Origin of the sequence: Streptomyces eurocidicus, assembly GCF_002891295.1 — a bacterium.
Taxonomy (GTDB): domain Bacteria; phylum Actinomycetota; class Actinomycetes; order Streptomycetales; family Streptomycetaceae; genus Streptomyces; species Streptomyces eurocidicus.
The window spans coordinates 340054-358361 of the sequence record NZ_LGUI01000002.1; the positions used below are offsets into that span (position 1 = coordinate 340054).

The window sequence follows — 18308 nt, forward strand, 5'->3', positions numbered from 1 at the left end:
CCGTAAGCCTCGCACCACGACGGGACGAACGCCCGGCCGGACCGGCTCGCCCCGGTCGGCCGCGCCCGGAAAACCACCTCGTACCCGCCGTCCCTCGATAGGCTCACGGTCGTTCCCGGTCGGAGGGGGTCGGCCCCGAGCCGTGCCGGAGCAGGGGAGGAGAGGGCATTGTCCGCAGCCGAGGCGGTGACGGGCGGGGCAGACGTGCCGGGCGCCGGGTGCTGGCTCCTCGTCGGTTCCGGGCTGGCCGGGATGCGGATCGTCCACGAGCTGACGGAAGCCTGCGAACGGCTCCTGCCCGGGCGCTACACGGTCGTCCACACGGACGAGCTGATCCTCGGGGTGCGCGCCGGCCGGCTGACGCTGCACGACATCGGCGGACGGCCGCTGACCGCGCCGGCCGTCGCCTACGCCCGGATGAGCAGCGCCCGGTTGAGCAGCGACCGTGAGATCACGCTGCTGCGCCACCTGGAGGCGATGGGCACGGTCCTGCTCAACCCGGCCGACGCGGTGCTGGCCTGTGTCAACAAGTTCTGGCACCTGCAGCAGCTCGCGGTCGCGGGGCTGCCGGTCCCCGACAGCCGCAGCTACGCCGACGCCCCGCTGGCGAAGGCGATCGACGCCGGTGTGCCGGAGCCGTGCGTGGTGAAGGCGGTGCGCGGCCAGCAGGGCGGGCAGGTCTTCCTGGCGCCCGACGCCGCGATGCTGCGCGCCGTCCAGGGCAGCCTGAAGGACGACTCGCCGTATGTGTTCCAGCGGTACGTGGCGCACTCCCACGGGCGGGACCTGCGCGTGGTGGTGGTCGACGGGCGGGTCGTCGCCGCGCAGATCCGCTCGGCCGCCGACGGCGACCTCCGGTCGAACCTGGCGCTGGGCGGCACGGCCGAGCTGTGCCGGGGCCGCTACCCGGCGGGGGAGGAGCTCGCCGTACGGGCCGCCGAGGTGCTGGGGCTCGGCGTCGCCGGGGTGGACCTGCTCTTCGAGCCGGACGGCGGCTTCACGATCTGTGAGGTGAACGTCCACGTCGGCTGGCGCGCCTATATGACGGAGGTCGCCCCGGCGGTCGTGACCGCCTGCCGGGCCCGGTTGGACGCGGCGGGCGGCGCCGCCGGCTCCGTCGCGGGCGGCGCTATTTGATGGTGGTGTCCCCGAGCGACACGAGGAGCCGGCGCATCAGGTCGGCGAGTCCCTCGGACTCCGCGCGGTCGAAGGGCGCCAGCATGCGGGCCTCGTGGGCGAGGTGGTCGGCCATCAGCGCGTGGGTGAGCTCGCGGCCCCGCTCGGTGAGCCGGATCTTCACCGAGCGCCGGTCCGCGGTGTCCCGCACCCGCTCGACCAGGCCCTTGGCCTCCATGCGGTCGATGCGGTTGGTGATGGCGCCCGACGTCACCATGGCGGCCTTGCGGAACGCGCCGGCGGTCAGTTCGTAGGGCGGCCCCGACCGTTGCAGCGTGAGGAGGACGTCGAACTCGCCCAGTTCCAGGCCGCGTTCGGTCGCGAACGCCCGGAACTGCTTCTCCAGTGCCGCTCCCAGCCGCTGGAGACGGCCGAAGACCTGCACGGGCCACAGGTCGTCCGCCAGGTCCGGGCGCTCCACGAGCCACTGGCCGACGATCTCGTCGACCGCGTCCCGCTCGGTGTTCTCGCCCGCTGCGTCGCCGCTCATCGCTCTCCTCCGGCCGGTCCGACGTCGTCCCCCCGATGATATCTCAACGTTGAGAGAGTTGACGTTGAACGAGTGGGAGTGCTTTTATCTCAACGTTGAAATTATCAACCTTGAGCGAAAGGGGTTCCCATGTCCGACCAGCTGGTCGCCGCGCCCGCCTCCGTCTCCGCACCACCCCGCACCGGCAAGGCGGCGGCCGGGCAGGTCCCGGTCCTCTGGCTGGCCCTGCTCTCCACCCCCCTCGCCATGGGCGCCAACGCCCCCGTGCTGATCCTTCCCGACATGGCCCGCTCCCTCGGGGTCCCCACGTCCACCGCCACCTGGCTGGTCACCGTCTTCGCCTGGGCGATGACCGTCGGCTCGCCGCTGTGGGCGGGACTGATCCGGCAGCGCGGGCTCCGTCCGGCCCTCCTGGCCGCCGTGGCGGCCGTCGTCACCGGGACCGCCGTCGTCACCACCGCCCCCTGGCTGCCCCTCGCCCTCGCCGGGCGGGCCGTCCAGGCCGTCGGCGGCGCCGGCCTGGTCGCCGTCGCCATGAACCTGGCCGGCTCCACCCGGCGCATGGGCGTCATCACCGCGGGATTCGGGATACTCGGCGCCTCCGGCCCCCTGCTCGGCTCGCTCCTCGCCGGCGCCGCCTCCTGGCGCCTGTCCCTCACCCTGTCCGCGGTCTCGCTCGTCGCGGCCCCCGCCGTCTGGCGTCACACCCGCCGGACCCCGCCCGCCGGCACCACCTTCGACGCCACCGGAGCCGGCCTCGTCGTCGCCCTGGCCTCCGCCCTCGTCCTCATCCCCACGGCCCCGGTCGCCGCCGCCCTCGCCGCCCTGGCCGTCGCCGTTCCGCTCGTACTCCACACCAGGCGCCGCCCCGACGGCTTCGTCCCCGCCGTCCTCCTGCGCTCGCCCGCCTTCATCGGTTCCGCGCTCCTCGCCTGCGCCTTCTCGACCTCCTACTTCTCCCTCCTCTTCAGCCTGCCGCGCCTGATCGCCCAGCGGACGCCCTGGAGCACCGGCGCCATCGGCACCGGGCAGCTCGTCGCGCTGCTCATCGGCTCCGCCCTGTCGTGGCTCCTGGCCGCGGCCGCGGGACGGCTGGGACACCGCGCCGTCCTCACGGTCCTGCTCACCCTCGGCGTCCTCGCCCCCCTCACCGCGGCCTTCGTCTCCTGGGGCCCCCTGCTCCTGCTCGCCGCCACGGTCGCCGTCTTCGTCTCCACCGGCAGCAACGCGGTCCTGTCCGTCCGCGCCGCCAAGGACGCCCCCGGCCACCAGCGCCCCTCGGCGATCGGCCTGTTCGTCCTCTGCTACCAGCTGGGCGGAGCGCTCGGGCCCGCGCTCGCGGCGACGCTGGTCCTGAAGTGAGACGTGGGGCGCGTACGGACGCGCCCCGGTCGGCCCGTGCGGCCGGTGACGAGTGACGAACCCCGCCCGGGGTTCGTCACTCGTCACCGGCCGCACGGCCGTGTCCCCCGTGGCCGACGGCCCGGGGGACAGGGATGACCGAGTGCGCTCACCTGCTCTCCTTTTCCTTCTCCTCCCGGCGGCTCCGGGACACGGCCAGGGCGATCGCGGCGGCGGCGACGACCCCGCAACCCGCCAGGATCATGTCGTCGTTGACGGTGCCGCCCGTGCTCTCCCCGGTGCGCGGAGCGCCCTTCGGGACCTTGGCCGTGGCCTGGGACGGCGCGGTGCCCTGCCGGGCCGAGGCGCCGGCCGCGTGGTGCGCCGGCGTGGTGCCGTTCGGGCGGGGCTGCGGCTTCGGGGCCGCCGGGTCGACCTTGAGGGTCGTACCGGCCGTTCCGTTGCTGCAGATCAGCTTCACCGGGTACGTGCCCGGGCGCGCCGTGATGTGCAGCCTGCCCTGGACGTGCTGGGGGTCGGTGCGGTTGAGCGTGATGGTGCCGGCCTGCGAGGCGACCGACTTCACGGTGGCTCCCGGGTAAGGGGCGCAGGAGCCGCTGATGTCCACCGTCTGCCCGGTACGGGCCTCACGGGGGCTGACACTGATCTTGGCGGCTCCGACGAGCGGCCCCGGTCCGGTCCCGCCGGACGGTGACCCGGAGCCCCCGGCGGCCGCCGCGAGCGGCGCGAAGGTCAGGGCGCCGCACAGGGCGAGTGCGGAGCTTGCGGTGATGAGTGTGGTGCGCATGGCGATCGACGTCCTTTCGTCGACTTCGGTGGAGTGCCGCGGCCCGTCGGCCCGACCTGCCCCGGAGGGCGGGGCGGCCGGACGGCCACCGCGGTGGAACGTCTCCACCGTCGCCCATCGATCCGACCGGTGGTGTCGGGCGGGCAGGGGACCGGCGGGGCCTTCGGACGTCCTCCGGCGGGCCGTCCCCCGACCGGTGGGCCCCCTAGGCGGCATGCCGGGCCGTCAGGTCCGCGTACACGACGATGTTGTCGCGGTACCCGTCCGCCGTGTCGCGCGGTCCCCCGCAGGTGACCAGCCGCAACTGCGGCGCCCCCGAGCCCCGGTAGACCCGGTCGGCGGGGAAGTCGGCCTTGGCGTACTGCTCCACGGCCCGGACCGTGAACACCGCGGTGCCGCCGTCGGCCCGCTGCACCTCGATCGTGGCGCCCGGCCGCAGCCGGCCGAGGGAGAAGAACACGCCGTCGCCGTACCGGCCGACGGTGGAGTGCCCGAGGATCACCGAGGCACCGGCCTCCCCGGGCGTGGGGGAGCCCCGGTACCAGCCCGCCGGCGCGTCCTTCTCGATCGGCGGCACCTCCACGGTGCCGTCGGCCTCCTGCCCGAGGGACATCACCGGGGCGGAGACGCCGAGCGACGGGATCGCCAGCTCCACGGGCTCCGAACGGGACATGGGCGCGGCGGTTCCCGGGCCGGGCGACGCGGGGGCGGAGGCGCCCACGCCCGGACCGGGCGGGGACGCGGGGGCGGGCGCGCGGGTGCCGAGGAGGATCAGACCGACGCCGAGGGCGATCAGGACGGCCAGGAAGCACATGCCGGCGCGGGCCTGCCGCCGACGGAGCGCTTTGCGCCGGAGACCGGCCGGGGCCGCGGGCCGGCCGGCCTTCGCCGGGCCGGGGGATACGGGGTGTCGCATGGTCGGTGCCCCTTTCCGGTGCGGGGTGCGCGTGTGCGCGCTGTCTGTCATGGGGCGGACGCCGGACGCCTGTGCCCGGGCCGGGGCCCGCCGCGCGTGTCCGCGGGACGGCCCGCCGTGTGGCGTACGCCCTGGCCGGGGGCGTGCCGGGTGTTCGTGTGCGGCCCGGTGGTTGCCCCACTGGGCTGTGCCCCCGGTCCTGCGTGACGGTTTGCCGTGTGGCGTGGCCGGGGTGTACGCCCTGGCCGGGGTGTGCCGGATGCTCGTGTGTGGCCTGGTGGTCCTCCTGCCGGGCCGTGGCCCCGGCTCTGTGTGACGGTTTGCCGTGTGGCGTGGGCCGGGGCGTATGCCCTGGTCGGGGCGTACCGGATGCTCGTGTGCGGCCCGGTGGTTGCCCCACTGGGTTGCGCCCCCGGCTCTGCGTGACGGTTTGCCGTGTGGCGTGGCCGGGGTGTACGCCCTGGCCGGGGTGTGCCGGATGCTCGTGTACGGCCCGGTGGTCCTCCTGCCAGGCCGTGGGCCCGGTCCTGCGTGACGGTTCGCCGTGTGGCCTGGCCGGGGTGTACGCCCTGGCCGGGGCGTACTGGACGCTCGTGTACGGCCCGGTGGTTGCCCCACTGGGTTGCGCCCCCGGCCCTGCGCGACGGTTCGCCGTGTCGCGTGGGCCGGGACGTACGCCGGGTCGGGCGGACCGGCACCCGCGTACAGGCCGGTGGGGCGTCGTGCCCGCGCGGGCCCTCGTCCTCACCGTAGGGGCCCTGGCTCGTCCGCCGTATCGGCCGACCGGTCCACCGGCCGGGGGAATCGCCCGTGAGCGCCCGGCCCCCTTCCCCTCGGGCCGCGTGTCCTCGGTAGGCCGGGCGGAGCCGCGCCGGGCCGCCTGTCCACCCGTCGGAGGAGGGAGGTCGGACCCCCGCGCGACCGGTCGGCCGATCCCGGGAGCGCCCGGCTCCGGTCAGCCTGGGAACACCACCCGGCAACGCGGCCACCCGGTCACGCCTTCGCCGGACGACCGGGCTCCGGCCGTCAGGTGGTGGCGGCCCGGGGGAGGCCCGGTGCATGCCTTCCGTGGTGGGTCGGTGGAATCCCGGCCGTGCCACGACGGCGGTCCGGCGGAGGCCGTCGCCATCTTGCGGCGGCCCCCCTCGGAGGCTTCGGTTCACGCCCCCGGCGGCGGTGGCCCGGCGGAAGCCCCGTTCGCGGCCTCCGCGGAAGGCCCGTGGAATCCCGGCCGCCCCGCGTCGGCCGCCCCGCACAGGCGGTCCGGCGGAAGCCCGGGCTCACGCCGCTCCCGGGCGCCCTGCGGAAACCCGGCCCACGCGCCGCGACAGCCCGCGGAAGCAAGCCCCCTTCGACACAAGACCCGCGGAAAGAGGTCCGATCATGAACCCGCTCACCAGGACCGGTGCCAGGACCGGCACCCCCGCACCGTCCACCCCCGACCACCAGGTCGTTTCGCCCGCCCCCGCCCCGCCCGCGGACACCTCGGAGGCCGACCTCGCCTCCCTCATGGAGCACGCCTTCACTCAGGCCCCCATCGCCATGGCCCTCTACGACCGCGACTGCCGTCAGCTCAGGGCCAACGACGAGATGGCGTACGTCTCGGGCCGTCCGGAGGACGAGACCCGCGGCCGGCTCCTCACGGAGCTGTTGCCCGACCCGCCGCTGAACGAGCTGGCCCGCCTGGGCCCCCGGGTGCTGCGCAGCGGGCGGCCGGCCCGGGCCGACCTCCGTGCGACCGTACCCGGCGAGCAACGGGAACGGGCGTGGACGACCTTCCTCACCCCCGTCAAGGACGACGCCGGGCGGACCCACGGCCTGGCGGCCGCCGCGCTCGACACCACCCGGGAGTACCTGGCGAGACGCCGGCTGTCCCTGGTCAACGAGGCCACCGCCCGCATCGGTACGACTCTGGACCTCACCCGCACCGCCCAGGAACTCACGGACGTCACCTGCGGCCGGTTCGCCGACGCGGTCACCGTCGACCTGCTCGCCTCCGTACTCACCGACGCGCGGTCCGAGGGGGAGGCCCCCACCGAGCTGCGCCGCGTCGCGCGATGCGCGACGCACGGCACGCCCCCCGCGCCGTGCCCGGCGAACGGAACCATCCCCCTGGCCCCCCGCTCGCTGCCCGCCCGCGTGCTGGCCTCCGGCCGGGCCGCCCGGTTCCATCTCGACGGCCGCGCCGGGCCCTGCCGGTGGTCGGCCGGCGCGCTCACCTTCGACGAGTGCGCGCGCGGCGACGGCATCCACTCCGTCCTCGCGGTGCCCCTCAAGGCGCGCGGCCAGGTGCTGGGCCTCGCCCAGTTCGCCCGGGGCCGGTCGAGCGGGCCCTTCGACGAGGACGACGTCCTGGTCGCCGAGGACATCACCGCCAGGGCCGCCACCTGCATCGACAACGCCCGCCGCTACACCCGCGAACGCGCCGTCGCCGTCACCCTCCAGCACAGCCTGCTCCCCGCCCGCCCGGCCGCCCAGAACGCCGTCGACGTGGCCTCCCGTTACCTCCCCGCCTGCACCGAGGCGGGCGTGGGCGGCGACTGGTTCGACGTCATCCCCCTGTCCGGCACCCGGGTCGCCCTCGTCGTGGGCGACGTGGTCGGGCACGGCCTGTACGCCTCCGCCACCATGGGCCGGCTCCGCACGGCCGTACGCACCCTCGCCGACCTCGACATGCCGCCCGACGAGCTCCTCACCCACCTCGACGACCTCGTCCTGCAGAACCAGCGCGAACAGCACGACCCGGGTGTGCCGGGCCCCTTCGACGAGCTCTGCGCCACCTGCCTCTACGTCGTCTACGACTCCCTCACCCGGCGCTGCGTCATGGCCTCGGCGGGCCACCCCGCGCCCGTTCTCCTCGCCCCCGACGGCACCGCCGGATTCCTGGACCTCCCGCACGGGCCGCCCCTCGGTCTCGGGGGCCTGCCGTTCGAGTCGTGCGAGGTCCCGTTGCCCGAGGGCAGCGTCCTCGCCCTCTACACCGACGGGCTCGTCGAATCGGCCGACCACGACATCCGGCACGGCGGCGACCGGCTGCTGCGCGCCATGACCGGGGCCGCCGGTTCCCTGGAGGAGACGTGCGACACCGTTCTCGACGCCCTGCTCCCCGAGAAGCCCGGCGACGACGTCGCCCTGCTCCTCGCCCGCACCCGCGCGCTGCCCGCTGACCGCACCCGCGCCTGGGACCTCGCCTCCGCCCCGTCCGCCGTCGCCGACGCCCGCACCCTGGCGACGCGTCAGCTCACCGCCTGGGGCCTGGCGGACCTCGCCTTCACCACCGAACTGGTCGTCAGCGAACTCGTCACCAACGCCATCCGCTACGGCGCCGGGCCCGTCCGGCTGCGGCTGATCCACGACACCCGCCTGATCTGCGAGGTCTCCGACGCCGGCCACACCGCGCCCCGCCTCCGCCGGGCCCGCACCTACGACGAGGGCGGCCGCGGCCTCTTCCTCGTCGCCCAGCTCACCGACCGCTGGGGCACCCGGTACACCTCCGACGGCAAGACCATCTGGGCCGAACAGCTCCCCACCGCCTGACGAGCCGTGGTCACACCCGTGGCCGACCCGTACGCCCGCCCGACGCGACGACACCGCAGGAGGTGCCCGCCATGACCGAATCCCCGCTCACCCGCGACAACCGGGCACGGCCGCGCCGCGACGGCCCGTACGAGCCCGCGCCGCTCACGGCCGACGACGGCGTGACCCTCTCTCTCCGGCAACTCGAATACCTGGTCGTCACCCTCGGCGAAGGCCGTCTGACACGCGCCGCCCGGCGGCTGCGCGTGACGGAACCGACCGTCTCCCACCAGCTCAAGGCCCTGGAGCGGGCCGTGGGTACCCCGCTGCTGGTGCGCGGGCCCGACGGCGTACGCCCCACGCCCGCCGGCGAGGCACTGCTGCCGCACGCCCGGACCGCCCTGCGCGGCGCCCACCGGGCACGCGCCGCGGCGCTGGCCGTGGGGGCCGCCCGCGAGGCGCCCCTGCGCGTGGCCACCCTGCCCTCGCTCCTGCCCGGTCTCCTGCCCGCCCTGCGGGAATGGTCGCTCGCGCGGCCCGGCACCGGCCTCGCCGTCAGCCTGTGCGAGAGCGGGCGGCTGCTCCAGGACCGCGTCACCTCGGGGGCCGCCGACCTCGCCGTGGGCCCGCGCCCGCCCGGCTGGCACGGCGACGTACGGCCCTTCGGTACCGAGGACCTCGTCGTGGTCTGCCCGGCGGACCACCCGCTGCGCGGCGGTTCCGCGCCCGTGCGGGACCTCCTCGGCGACCGGTGGATCCGCTACCCGGAGGACGGCCGGAGCCCGCTCGACCTCCTCACCGACGCGCCCGGGACCGATCCGCCCCCGCACCGGCCGTTCCTGGAGGTGCCCACCGCCGACGCCGCGATCGCGCTCGCCGCGGACGGCGCCGGGCTCACCGCCGTCCCCTCCGGTGCCGTCCCGCCCCGGCTGCGCCCCCAGGTCATCCGGCCCCTGCCGGGCGTGTCCCGTGAGATCACGCTGTTCACCGCCCCGGACAACCCGGAGGGCACGGCCGGGCACTGCGCCGAACTGTGCCGCCACGCCGCTTTCCGCGCACCGCCGGACGGGCCCGCGGCCACGGCGTACGACGGCGTTCCGCGACATCGCGTGCCGCTGCCGGCGGAGACGCCGTACGACGACGCCGGCCCGGCGGCCGGGCGCGCGTCGCTCACCTGACCGGAAGCCCCGCCCGGCGGCCGCGGCGGCGCGCCCGGTCCACACCGTGTCCACCGACCGGCCGGTCGCCGGGTCCCCCCTCCGGTCCACCACCGGCGGGACCGGGCGCGCGGCCGGGGCTCCCTACGGTCGGAGAGGGGGAAACGCGGGGGCCCGTCACCACCTCGACAACGAAGGAGAGCCGCCGTGCGCCCGGCCGGGAACGCGGCGGACCCGTCCGCACCGGAGCGCCGTGCCACGCACCCCGCCCCGACGCGACCGCGGCACACAGGGGATCGCTCATGACCATGCTGAAGTCCGCACGAGGCCGGCTGGCACTGACCGTCTGCTGCCTGGCCGTCCTCATGGTCGGCCTCGACAGCACGGCGCTGAACGTCGCCCTGCCCGCCATGCGCGAGGAGCTGGGCGCCTCCATCGCCGGGTTGCAGTGGGTGGTCGACGCCTACAACCTCGTCGTGGCCGCGCTGATGCTGCTCGCGGGGTCGGTGGGCGACCGTACGGGCCGGCGGCGCACCCTCCGGGCGGGGGTGGCCGCCTTCGTCGTCGGCTCGGTGCTCTGCGCCCTCGCCCCAGGACTGGACACGCTCATCGGCTCCCGGGTGGTGCAGGCCCTCGGCGGCGCGGTGATCGCGCCCGTCTCCCTGTCGGTGATCACCCATACGTTCCCGGACGCGGCGGAGCGCAGCCGGGCGATCGGCATGTGGAGCGGTACGTTCGGCATCGGCCTGGCCGTCGGCCCACTGGTCGGCGGAGTGCTGGTGGCGGCCGAGGGGTGGCGCTCGATCTTCTGGATCAACGTGCCCGTCGGGCTCGCCGTGCTGGCGCTCTCCGCCCGTCACCTGCCGGAGTCCCGGACCCCCACGCCCCGGCGGACCGACCCGTTCGGCCAGCTCCTGGTCATCGCCCTCCTCGGCTGTCTGACCTACGCCGTCATCGAGGCCCCGCACCGGGGCCCGGCCTCCCCGGTCGTCCTCGGGTGCCTGGCCGTCGCGATCGCCTCGCTGACCGTGCTGATCCCGTACGAGCGCAGGCGGGACGAGCCCCTGATCGAGCTCGGGTTCTTCCGCAGCGTCCCCTTCTCCGGGTCCGTGGCCATCTCCCTGGCCGCCTTCGCCGCGCTCGGCGGGTTCCTCTTCCTCAGCACGCTCTACCTCCAGGGCGTACGAGGGCTGTCCGCCCTGTCCGCGGGGCTGTGGATGCTGCCGATGCCGGTGATGACGGTGCTCCTCGCCCCCGTGGCGGGCCGGCTGGTGGCCCGTTACGGCCCGCGGCTCCCGCTGGTGCTCGCCGGGCTGGCGACGGTGCTCAGCGGGCTGTCGTTCACCGTCCTCCACGCCGGCTCGTCCGTCGCGCTCCTCCTCCTCGCGTACGGGCTGTTCGGCGCGGGCGTCGGCCTGGTCGACGTCCCCGCGACCGGGCTCGCGGTCGAGGGCATGCCACGGGCCCGGGCCGGGGTCGCCTCGGCGATCAGCACGGCGAGCTGCCGGGTCGGCGTGTCCCTGGGGGTGGCGGTGATGGGCGCGGTCCTGTCGGCGGGCCTGGGCCACGCGCCGGGCACCGGCGACGCGGCCCGCTTCATGGACGCGACCCGGCCGGCGTGGTGGATCGTCACCGGCTGCGGGGCCTTCGTCGCGATCCTGGGCGTACTGGTCACGGGGGCCCGCGCCCGGGGCACGGCCCGCGCGGCGGCCGAGCGGGAGGCGCCGGCCGGCCCCGGGACGGCCGGCGCGGGGTCCGGCGCGCGCGGCGGAATTCCGGGAAATCGTCTTCGGAATACCGTGCGGCCTGCCGGAATAGAAACTCTGCATACCGTGAAAGAAAATCCCTTGCCCTCCCGGAAAATGTGAGACAAGGCGCATGGGTGGTCCTTTACCTCGCCTTTGTTCTTACCTCAAGGGGGCGTGCGGCAACCTGAATTCACGGACCGAAGCGGAACCGTAAACTCCGAAACTCGAAAGGGTTCAGGTGAACGCGTATGTCGAAATTCAGCGTGACAATGGCACCCGGTAGGAAGCGGATACTCCTCACGGGCGTCGCCGCCGCCGTCATGGTCGGCGCGGCCGCCCTGCCCGCGGCGGCGGCCGACGAGCCGACCGAGCAGCAGCTCATGGCCGACTGTGCCAGCGGCACCGGCAAGTGCACCTTCAACAACCCCGTCGTCGACAAGGCGTACCTCGGCAACTACCACCAGGTCTCGGACAGCCTCTACAACTGCAGCACGTCCGACGCCACTCAGGGGCTGAACTGGTCGGACAGCGTGGGGTCGTCGGACACTTTCGAGGTCTCCGTCACCGCGGGCGGCAAGATCGCGGGCATCGTGGACACCAGCGTCACCGCGAAGTACGGGCACACCTGGCAGGTCCAGCACTCGGACGGCGGCAGCCTGGGCATGACCGTCAAGCCGGGCGAGGTCGGCTGGATCTCCCGGGCCCAGGCGATGCGCCAGGTCTCCGGCAGATGGCAGACCCACTACGACAACCCGCACTGGGGCCACTACTACTGGTTCTGGGACGACACCATCACCAGCCCCGCGCCCAACGACACCGACGGCGTCAAGAACGCCGTGGTCGTCAAGACCCGCCCCATGACGGCCGACGAGAAGGCGTCGTGCGCCTCCCGGAACGCGAAGGTCTTCACCTCCACCACGAAGGTCGAGAAGACGGCACCCGAGGCGCCGCGGCACGGTCACGGTAACTCCGGGCCGGTCGCGGGGGACAACGGGACGCCGGCGGTGAACGAGGAGAAGAAGGCGGGTTCGTGAAGGGTAGGTGACGGGGTTCGGAATGTCCTCAAGCGCCGGACGGGCTGAAATCAGCCCGTCCGGCGCTTGAGGACAATTCGGGAAGGGGCGGGGTGGGGAAAAGCCCCGCTCAGGCCCCGCCCCCACCCACCCCTCCCCGCGCGACCTCCACGACCCGGCCCGCGTCGTGCGCCACCCCGGTGAGCCACGCCTCGGTGTCGGCGATCAGCAGCACCGCCGCGCCGTCCCCCTCCCGCGCCCGCTCCACGGCGTGGCGCAGCGGCCCCGACTCCGGCGCCGGATACCGGCCCGGCGGCTCACCGGACACCGCCGCCGCCCCCGCCGAGCGGACGACGTGCGTGGCGCGCAGGCAGTCGGCCGCCACCCGCTCGGCCAGGTCCGCCAGCAGCGCGATCGCCTCCGGCGGCAGCGGTGCGCCCCCGCGGTCCCGGCGGGCCGTGAGCAGCAGTTCGCCGCCGCTCACGGTGTGGTGGCCGGGCTGCATGGCGGTCTCCCAGGGCGGGACCGTCGTCTCCCGCCCCGCGCGCTCCGTCCGGTACTGGGTGTGGGCCGCCTGGGCCAGTCGCATCGCGGCGCGGGCCTGCCGCAGCGGATCCGTACCCCGGTCGTGCGCGACGCCGTGGCACAGCCGGAACGTCACCGTTCCGCACGCCTCCGCGCCCCGGGCCATGAACTCCACGACGGAGCGCCGCAGCTCTCCCCCCGCCCCCCGGGGCCAGGCCAGCAGGCTCGCCGCCGCGCCGAGGGAGCCGCCGATCACGACGTCCATGAGCCGCACGGCGGGCAGGTGCCGGTCCGGGGGCAGGACCTGGACGAAGAGCAGCACGAGGACGAGCGTCAGCGCCGCCTGCGTCCAGGCGGAGCCCAGCACGGGTCCCACGGCGAAGCCCACCAGGAACACCACGGGCGCGGTGGCGATGTAGAAGGCGGGCGTGTCGCCGACCACGACGAGCATCAGCGTCGCGAGCACGGCGGCGACGGCCACGCCCAGGAACGCGGGCGGCAGGGCGCCCCGGGTGTCCGCGGCCGAGGTCCGCAGCAGGCTGAGGACCGCGAGCAGCACCCAGAAGCCGTGCGGCAGTCCCAGGACCCCGACGATCAGTCGCGCGCCGGCCAGGGCGAGCGCGATGCGGAGGGCGTTCTGCAGGAGGACCGAACGCGGCGTCAGATGCAGGCGCAGCCGCCGCCACCACCGTACGGGGGCGCGCAGCGTGGCGTACGGGAACGGGCCGCCGGGCCGCCGCCACCGGCTGTCGAGCGGCGCCCCGAACGCGATCCGGGCGCCCTCGCCCGCCAGCACCGCGCCCGCGGCCGCCGCCTGGACGACCGAGTCCTGCCGCAGCCGCACGGCCGAGACCCCGGCCAGCCGCCGGGCCCGCTCGGCGCGGAAGGCGCCCAGGGCCGTGTGCAGGGAGTCGTCGCCCGGCCCCGGGGACCCCGAGCGCAGGGTCCGCCCGGCCTCCCGCAACGCCCCCGCGGTGGACTCCAGCAGCCGGGTGGCGTCGGGATCCGGCCCCCGCGCCCCGGCCACCAGCCGGTCCAGCTGCGCGCGCACGTGCCGTACGGCCGAACGGACGTCGTAGCAGGCGCGGTCGCGCAGCGAGGCCGAGGTGGGCCGCTCCGCGGCGGCCACCCGGGACAGCAGCGTCGCCCGCAGCGCCCGGCCGGCCTCCTCCCCGCACCGTCGTGCCCCGGCCCGGTCCGTGCCGTCGCCCAAGCCGGCCATCAGACGGCCGGTGGCGGAGCAGTAGCCGGCCACGGCTTCCACCGCGTCGGCGAGGAGCAGCCGGTACGGAACCGGCTGCTCCGTTTGCCACAGGAGCAGGTCCACCAGGACGGTGAGCAGGATTCCGACGGTGAGCCCGCCGAGCCGTTCGCCCAGCGTCCCGGGGGCGTAGGGCGGGAAGCAGGGGAGCACGTAGTACAGCTGGAAGGCGGCGGCCAGCCCGCCCAGGCGCGGGCCGCCGACCCCCAGGAACGAGGTCGTGAAGCCCACCACGAACATGCCGAGGGCGGCGCTCCAGGAATGCGCGGCGAGCAGGGTTCCGGCGGTGACCAGGGCCAAACCGGCCGGCAGCGCCGCCAGGAACGTACGGGTCCGCTCCGGCGCCGCCCCCGGCACCTGGGCGAACAGGCACAGGGGCACTGAGCCGAACAGGGCGTAGAGGGCCATGTCGGGCGCGTCGAAGCCGTACCGCAGAGCGTAGAAGCCGGTGAGTCCGGCGATGGTGGACCAGGTGGCCCGCCGGAGGTGCTCCGCCCCCTGCTCCTGCCGCAGCAGCCATCGGACCGGCCCGCTCATGTCCACGGCTCCCGGTCCGTTCCGGTCGCCCGGGGGCCCGGCGGCCCGGACGGGCGCCGCCCGGCGGGCGGCGCTGGGGGACGGATCATGCTTGTCAATCTAGGCGGACGGCCCGCCCCCGCAACCGGAACCGACGGCCCGCGACGTCAGCCCGCCGCGGCCCGTACGAGCCTCAGGTACCGGTCCCAGTCCCAGTGCGGCCCCGGGTCGGTGTGGTCCGTGCCCGGCACCTCGGAGTGGGCGACGATGTGCGTCCGGTCCACCGGGATCGAGTGCCGGGCGCAGATGTCGGCGGCCAGCCGGGCCGACGCCGCGTACATCGCGTCCGTGAAGTCACCCGGCCGGTCCACGTAGCCCTCGTGCTCGATCCCGACGCTGCGTTCGTTGAACTTCCGGTTCCCGGAGTGGAAGGCCACGTCCAGCTCGCGGACGGTCTGCGCGATGTGCCCGTCCTTACGGACGACGTAGTGCGCGGCGGCCTCGTGCAGGGGGTCGCGGAAGACCCGCAGGGCGTCGCCGTAGCTGCCCTCCACGACGTGGACGACTATCCGGTCGACGGTGTAGTCGGCCGGCCGGTCCGCCCACCGCCAGTTCGCGGAGGAGGCGCCGACCCATTCGGCGCCGGGGTGATCGAGGGCGCCGTCGGTGCGGGGGCGCTCGCGGTGGTTGGCGCGCCGCCACCATCGTTCGAGGGGGTCTTGTGCGGCGTATCCGGCCGTGGCCAGGGCCGCGGTGCCGCCCAGGAGGAGGGTCCGTCTGGTGAGGCGGCGCGGTTGCTGGTGTTCGGGTTCCACGATTGCCCCCGGGGTTGCCGTGCGTGTGCTCCTTCCTGATCGAAAACGCGTGCGGTGGCCCGGCGGTTCCGGACGGTTCCTCCCCGGCCCCGCCCTTCCCGAATGTCCTCAGGCCCCGAATCTCCGGACCCGATCGCCGGGACAGTGTTCGACCGGCCCGAGCTCGGTGGCTGGCTCGCGCGCCCGGACGACTTCGACGCCCTGGTGTGGTGGCGGTTCGACCGGGCAATCCGGTCCATGGTCCACGTGTACGAGCTTGCGGAGTGGGCGCGCGAGCACCGCAAGCTTCTGGTGTTCGCGGAGGGCGTCGGCGGCGGGACCCGGCTCGACAGCTGTGGGCCCTGTGCCGATGGGACCGGCAAGGGCCCGACCCGGCCGGGCCGCCGCCCCCCCCGGTGGCGGCGGCCCGGTCCCGGCTCAGCGCAGCCGGGTCGCGGCGTACGCCTCGATGGCGGCCCGCTGGTACGCGGCCAGGCCCGGCGCGATCGACTCGTATGCCGCGTGCCAGTGCTCGTTCTCCACGCAGGTACGCCCGATCGCGCGGTACTCCTCGGCGGTGGCCGCCCGGATCCGGGCCAGGGTCCGGTACTGGGTGTCGATCTCGGCCTGCACCTCGTCGGCGTCAGCGGGCAGCCCGGTGGCCAGCAGTTCGGCCAGCCGGACCATCTGCGCCGTGCGCTCGCGCTCGTCGGCCTCGATCTCGGCCTCGCTCAACGCCGCGGTGTGCCGCTCGACGGCCTCGACCAGTTCCGGGAAGTCGTGCAGGACCTTCATGCACCGGGCGGGCCCGATGCCCTCGAACAGATTCTCCGGCCGGCTGATGCTGATCATGTCTGTGCCGTCCTTCCTGGACTGCTCCAGTTCGGCGATCGTGCGGGCGACGGTGCCGGCCAGGGCGTCCAGCCGGGCGCGCTCGGCGAGCAGCCGACGGTGGTGGCCCCGCAGGGCCTCCAGCTCGTCGACCTGCGCGGCCAGGATCCGGCCGATCTCAGGCAGCCCCAGGCCCAGCGCCCGCAGCACGAGGACCTGCTGCAACCGCAGCAACTGGCGCTCCTCGTAATAACGGTGGCCGTTGGCCCCGACCCGGGCCGGCGGCAGCAGGCCGATATCGTCGTAGTGCCGCAGCGTCCGGGCCGTCACACCCGACATCCGGGCGACCTCCGCGATCGGCCAGGCCATCGCCGCCTCCCCCACACGTGCTCCACCGGGCCGGAACTTCCGGCCCTGCTCAGGACGTTAGAGCCTTCCGCTACGGCAGCTTCAAGCCCGGCGCCGGCACCGGACAAGGCCCCGCGCGGCGGCGCCCCCGCCGTCACTCCCCGTCCGGCCCCGCCACCCCCACCAGACCCGGCTCCCCGAACACCCACCGCAACCACAGCGACGACTCCACATCCCAATACGGCACCGCCGCCACCCCACCCCCCACCCGCACCCCGAACCCCTGCGTCGCGACGATCGCCCGCAGCGTCATGTGCACGCCCGCGAAGTCCCCCGCCGCCCGACGCCAGTCGGGAAAGACGGAGCCGTCGTGCGCAAGCGGATAGCGGCGGACGAAGGCCGCCCACGCCGCCGCGCCGTCGATCTCCAGGACCTCCGCCGCGGGGTCGGCCCGTAGTTCCCACGTGTGCCAGGGCCGGGGGTGGAGGCTGGAGCCCTGGTCGAGGTACGTGCGCCACATGCCCGGGCCGTCGCGCCGCGCCGTCGAGGTGTAGAGCCCCAGATGGAACGGCTTGGTGCTGGGCGGCCCCGGGTCGCTGCCGGGCGCGCGGAACGCCTCGCGCCGTGGGACGGGCCGGCGGGCCGGGGCCAGTTCGTGCGGGGCGGTGCCGATCCAGTGCTGGCGCGCCCGGTCCAGCGGGCCCCGGACGATGCCCGGCTCCTCGCGCGCGAGGAGCCGCAGCAGCAGGCACTCGTCGGCGGCCGCGTCCGCCTCGGTCGGATCGACGACGGCCGGGCCCCCGGCCAGGGCCGTCATCTCGGGCTCGGTCCACAGCGGCATGACGGAGGTGAAGTGGCGCAGCAGGGCGCCGGCTCCGGCGGCCGGGTCCGCCGCCGCGTCGAGCCGGGTCACGCGCAGGCGCAGCAGCCGGGCGGGGGTGGGGCGCACGTCGGGACTCCTTCCCCGGCGGCGCCCCCGTGCAACGTGCCGCCGCTCCGGCGGCGGATCAGCAGGTGATGGGCACTTCCTGGCCGAAGCCGTTGGCGGAGGCGGTCGGCGGCTCGTATCCCGGCGGGAAGACGACCTTGAAGTACATCCAGCCGCGGTAGTTGCCCGGGCTGCACCGCACGGCGGCGTTGTTCTGCCCGGAGGCGGTGTTCGTCTGCGTCCTCAGCGCCGATTGGTTGACGAGTTGTCCGTTCTTGTAGAGGGCGGCGCGTGTGGTGATCTCGGGTACGGGTGCCGTGCACGAGACGGTCACGACGACGTTCACCGTGCCGGGCACATGGGTGGAGTTGTGCGGGCGCTGCACCTGGCCCTCACATCGGATCACCGCCGAGGCGTCCGCGTCCGAGCCCGCCTTGCCGGCTTCCGCGCGGCCCTGGGTGGCCCCCTGACCGGCGGGCACGGTGGCCGGAGCGGACGGGTCGGTCGCGGTGCCGCCCGCCGCGGCGGGGGACGTCCCGCCGAGGAGCGTGAGGACCGCCGCGGCCGCCGCGGCGGCCGTCATCCTCCGTACACGCATGTCTTCTCCTTCGTGGCCAGGTATGGACCCATCGAAAAGGAGATCCTACGAAAGGTAATCGATTCGCTACTTATAGTGAAATATGTTCGAGTGGGAAATTCGGCCAGCCTTGGAGGGGGGTGCGGGGCGCGTTTCTTTCCGGCCTGACGGAGCGTTATCAGCCACTCGCGCCACACCGGTCGCGTGGAGCACCGCGCTGCCGCCCTCCTCGGCGGCTCGGGCTCGAAACGCTCGAAACATAGGCCATCGCGGCAAACCGGGCGTGATTATTGCCCCTCATGGCCCTAGCCCTTCCCGGAAGTCCGGGGTAGGCCGCGCGAACCGGCCTCCATGTGATGGCGC

14 protein-coding genes and 1 pseudogene are annotated in these 18308 nt (G+C 74.9%); 7 read left to right on the forward strand and 8 right to left on the reverse strand.

From position 1 onward, the window contains the following. The first annotated feature begins 168 nt into the window (after positions 1–168). On the forward strand, positions 169–1137 hold the full coding sequence (locus AF335_RS06465; RefSeq protein ID WP_102917313.1) for a RimK family alpha-L-glutamate ligase: 969 nt from the start codon (positions 169–171) through the stop codon (positions 1135–1137). On the opposite strand, the gene AF335_RS06470 is transcribed toward AF335_RS06465, so the two are convergent. Further along, a complete protein-coding gene (locus AF335_RS06470; protein ID WP_102917314.1) occupies positions 1130–1666 on the reverse strand; it encodes a MarR family winged helix-turn-helix transcriptional regulator in 537 nt (178 codons plus the stop codon). The genes AF335_RS06465 and AF335_RS06470 overlap by 8 nt on opposite strands. A 129-nt stretch (positions 1667–1795) precedes the next feature. Between AF335_RS06470 and AF335_RS06475 the strand changes: the two genes are divergently transcribed. After that, complete coding sequence (locus tag AF335_RS06475; protein ID WP_102917315.1) at positions 1796–3028, forward strand: MFS transporter; 1233 nt, start codon at positions 1796–1798, stop codon at positions 3026–3028. Positions 3029–3176: 148 nt separating this feature from the next. Here AF335_RS06475 and AF335_RS06480 read toward each other — a convergent pair whose 3' ends face one another. Next, the gene (locus AF335_RS06480) at positions 3177–3815 is read right to left on the reverse strand and encodes a hypothetical protein (RefSeq protein ID WP_102917316.1); all 639 of its coding nucleotides are present in this window, start codon (positions 3813–3815) and stop codon (positions 3177–3179) included. 205 nt (positions 3816–4020) lie between these two features. Then, positions 4021–4731, reverse strand: a complete 711-nt coding sequence (locus tag AF335_RS06485) for a class F sortase (RefSeq protein ID WP_228772971.1) — start codon at positions 4729–4731, stop codon at positions 4021–4023. 1383 nt (positions 4732–6114) lie between these two features. Here AF335_RS06485 and AF335_RS06490 point away from each other — a divergent pair. The 4 genes from AF335_RS06490 (at position 6115) to AF335_RS06505 (ending at position 12186) form a co-directional block, all read left to right on the forward strand. Continuing rightward, entirely contained in the window at positions 6115–8268 is a 2154-nt protein-coding gene (locus AF335_RS06490) for a SpoIIE family protein phosphatase (protein ID WP_267470708.1), read from the forward strand. Between the two features lie 71 nt (positions 8269–8339). After that, entirely contained in the window at positions 8340–9425 is a 1086-nt protein-coding gene (locus AF335_RS06495; RefSeq protein ID WP_102917317.1) for a LysR family transcriptional regulator, read from the forward strand. A gap of 281 nt (positions 9426–9706) precedes the next feature. Next, a complete protein-coding gene (locus AF335_RS06500) occupies positions 9707–11272 on the forward strand; it encodes an MFS transporter (RefSeq protein ID WP_184743246.1) in 1566 nt (521 codons plus the stop codon). A gap of 128 nt (positions 11273–11400) precedes the next feature. Further along, complete coding sequence (locus AF335_RS06505; protein WP_228772970.1) at positions 11401–12186, forward strand: hypothetical protein; 786 nt, start codon at positions 11401–11403, stop codon at positions 12184–12186. A gap of 109 nt (positions 12187–12295) precedes the next feature. Here the strand turns inward: AF335_RS06505 and AF335_RS06510 are convergent, their stop codons facing one another. Together AF335_RS06510 and AF335_RS06515 are read right to left on the reverse strand one after the other, a co-directional pair. Then, positions 12296–14488: an FUSC family protein gene (locus AF335_RS06510; protein ID WP_146045450.1), complete on the reverse strand. Its 2193-nt coding sequence runs from the start codon at positions 14486–14488 to the stop codon at positions 12296–12298. Positions 14489–14634: 146 nt separating this feature from the next. Further along, positions 14635–15282, reverse strand: a complete 648-nt coding sequence (locus AF335_RS06515; protein ID WP_311775574.1) for an N-acetylmuramoyl-L-alanine amidase — start codon at positions 15280–15282, stop codon at positions 14635–14637. Positions 15283–15429: 147 nt separating this feature from the next. Between AF335_RS06515 and AF335_RS35425 the strand changes: the two are divergent. Then, positions 15430–15612 (forward strand): annotated as a pseudogene (locus AF335_RS35425) (recombinase family protein); the annotation flags it as partial. An 87-nt stretch (positions 15613–15699) separates the two neighbouring features. Here AF335_RS35425 and AF335_RS06525 read toward each other — a convergent pair. From AF335_RS06525 to AF335_RS06535, 3 genes are all read right to left on the reverse strand, one after another. Beyond that, the gene (locus AF335_RS06525; RefSeq protein ID WP_102917875.1) at positions 15700–16461 is read right to left on the reverse strand and encodes a MerR family transcriptional regulator; all 762 of its coding nucleotides are present in this window, start codon (positions 16459–16461) and stop codon (positions 15700–15702) included. A 133-nt stretch (positions 16462–16594) separates the two neighbouring features. Continuing rightward, the gene (locus tag AF335_RS06530) at positions 16595–17389 is read right to left on the reverse strand and encodes a hypothetical protein (RefSeq protein WP_102917320.1); all 795 of its coding nucleotides are present in this window, start codon (positions 17387–17389) and stop codon (positions 16595–16597) included. Positions 17390–17447: 58 nt separating this feature from the next. Beyond that, positions 17448–17966: a hypothetical protein gene (locus AF335_RS06535; RefSeq protein WP_146045451.1), complete on the reverse strand. Its 519-nt coding sequence runs from the start codon at positions 17964–17966 to the stop codon at positions 17448–17450. Positions 17967–18308 lie beyond the last annotated feature (342 nt).

Bases quoted from the DNA above. Each gene is read 5' to 3' on its own strand.
- AF335_RS06470 (WP_102917314.1), bottom strand. From the start codon at position 1,666: ATGAGCGGCGACGCAGCGGGCGAGAACACCGAGCGGGACGCGGTCGAC.
- AF335_RS06475 (WP_102917315.1), top strand. From the start codon at position 1,796: ATGTCCGACCAGCTGGTCGCCGCGCCCGCCTCCGTCTCCGCACCACCC.
- AF335_RS06480 (WP_102917316.1), bottom strand. From the start codon at position 3,815: ATGCGCACCACACTCATCACCGCAAGCTCCGCACTCGCCCTGTGCGGC.
- AF335_RS06485 (WP_228772971.1), bottom strand. From the start codon at position 4,731: ATGCGACACCCCGTATCCCCCGGCCCGGCGAAGGCCGGCCGGCCCGCG.
- AF335_RS06490 (WP_267470708.1), top strand. From the start codon at position 6,115: ATGAACCCGCTCACCAGGACCGGTGCCAGGACCGGCACCCCCGCACCG.
- AF335_RS06495 (WP_102917317.1), top strand. From the start codon at position 8,340: ATGACCGAATCCCCGCTCACCCGCGACAACCGGGCACGGCCGCGCCGC.
- AF335_RS06500 (WP_184743246.1), top strand. From the start codon at position 9,707: ATGACCATGCTGAAGTCCGCACGAGGCCGGCTGGCACTGACCGTCTGC.
- AF335_RS06505 (WP_228772970.1), top strand. From the start codon at position 11,401: ATGTCGAAATTCAGCGTGACAATGGCACCCGGTAGGAAGCGGATACTC.
- AF335_RS06510 (WP_146045450.1), bottom strand. From the start codon at position 14,488: ATGAGCGGGCCGGTCCGATGGCTGCTGCGGCAGGAGCAGGGGGCGGAG.
- AF335_RS06525 (WP_102917875.1), bottom strand. From the start codon at position 16,461: ATGGCCTGGCCGATCGCGGAGGTCGCCCGGATGTCGGGTGTGACGGCC.
- AF335_RS06535 (WP_146045451.1), bottom strand. From the start codon at position 17,966: ATGCGTGTACGGAGGATGACGGCCGCCGCGGCGGCCGCGGCGGTCCTC.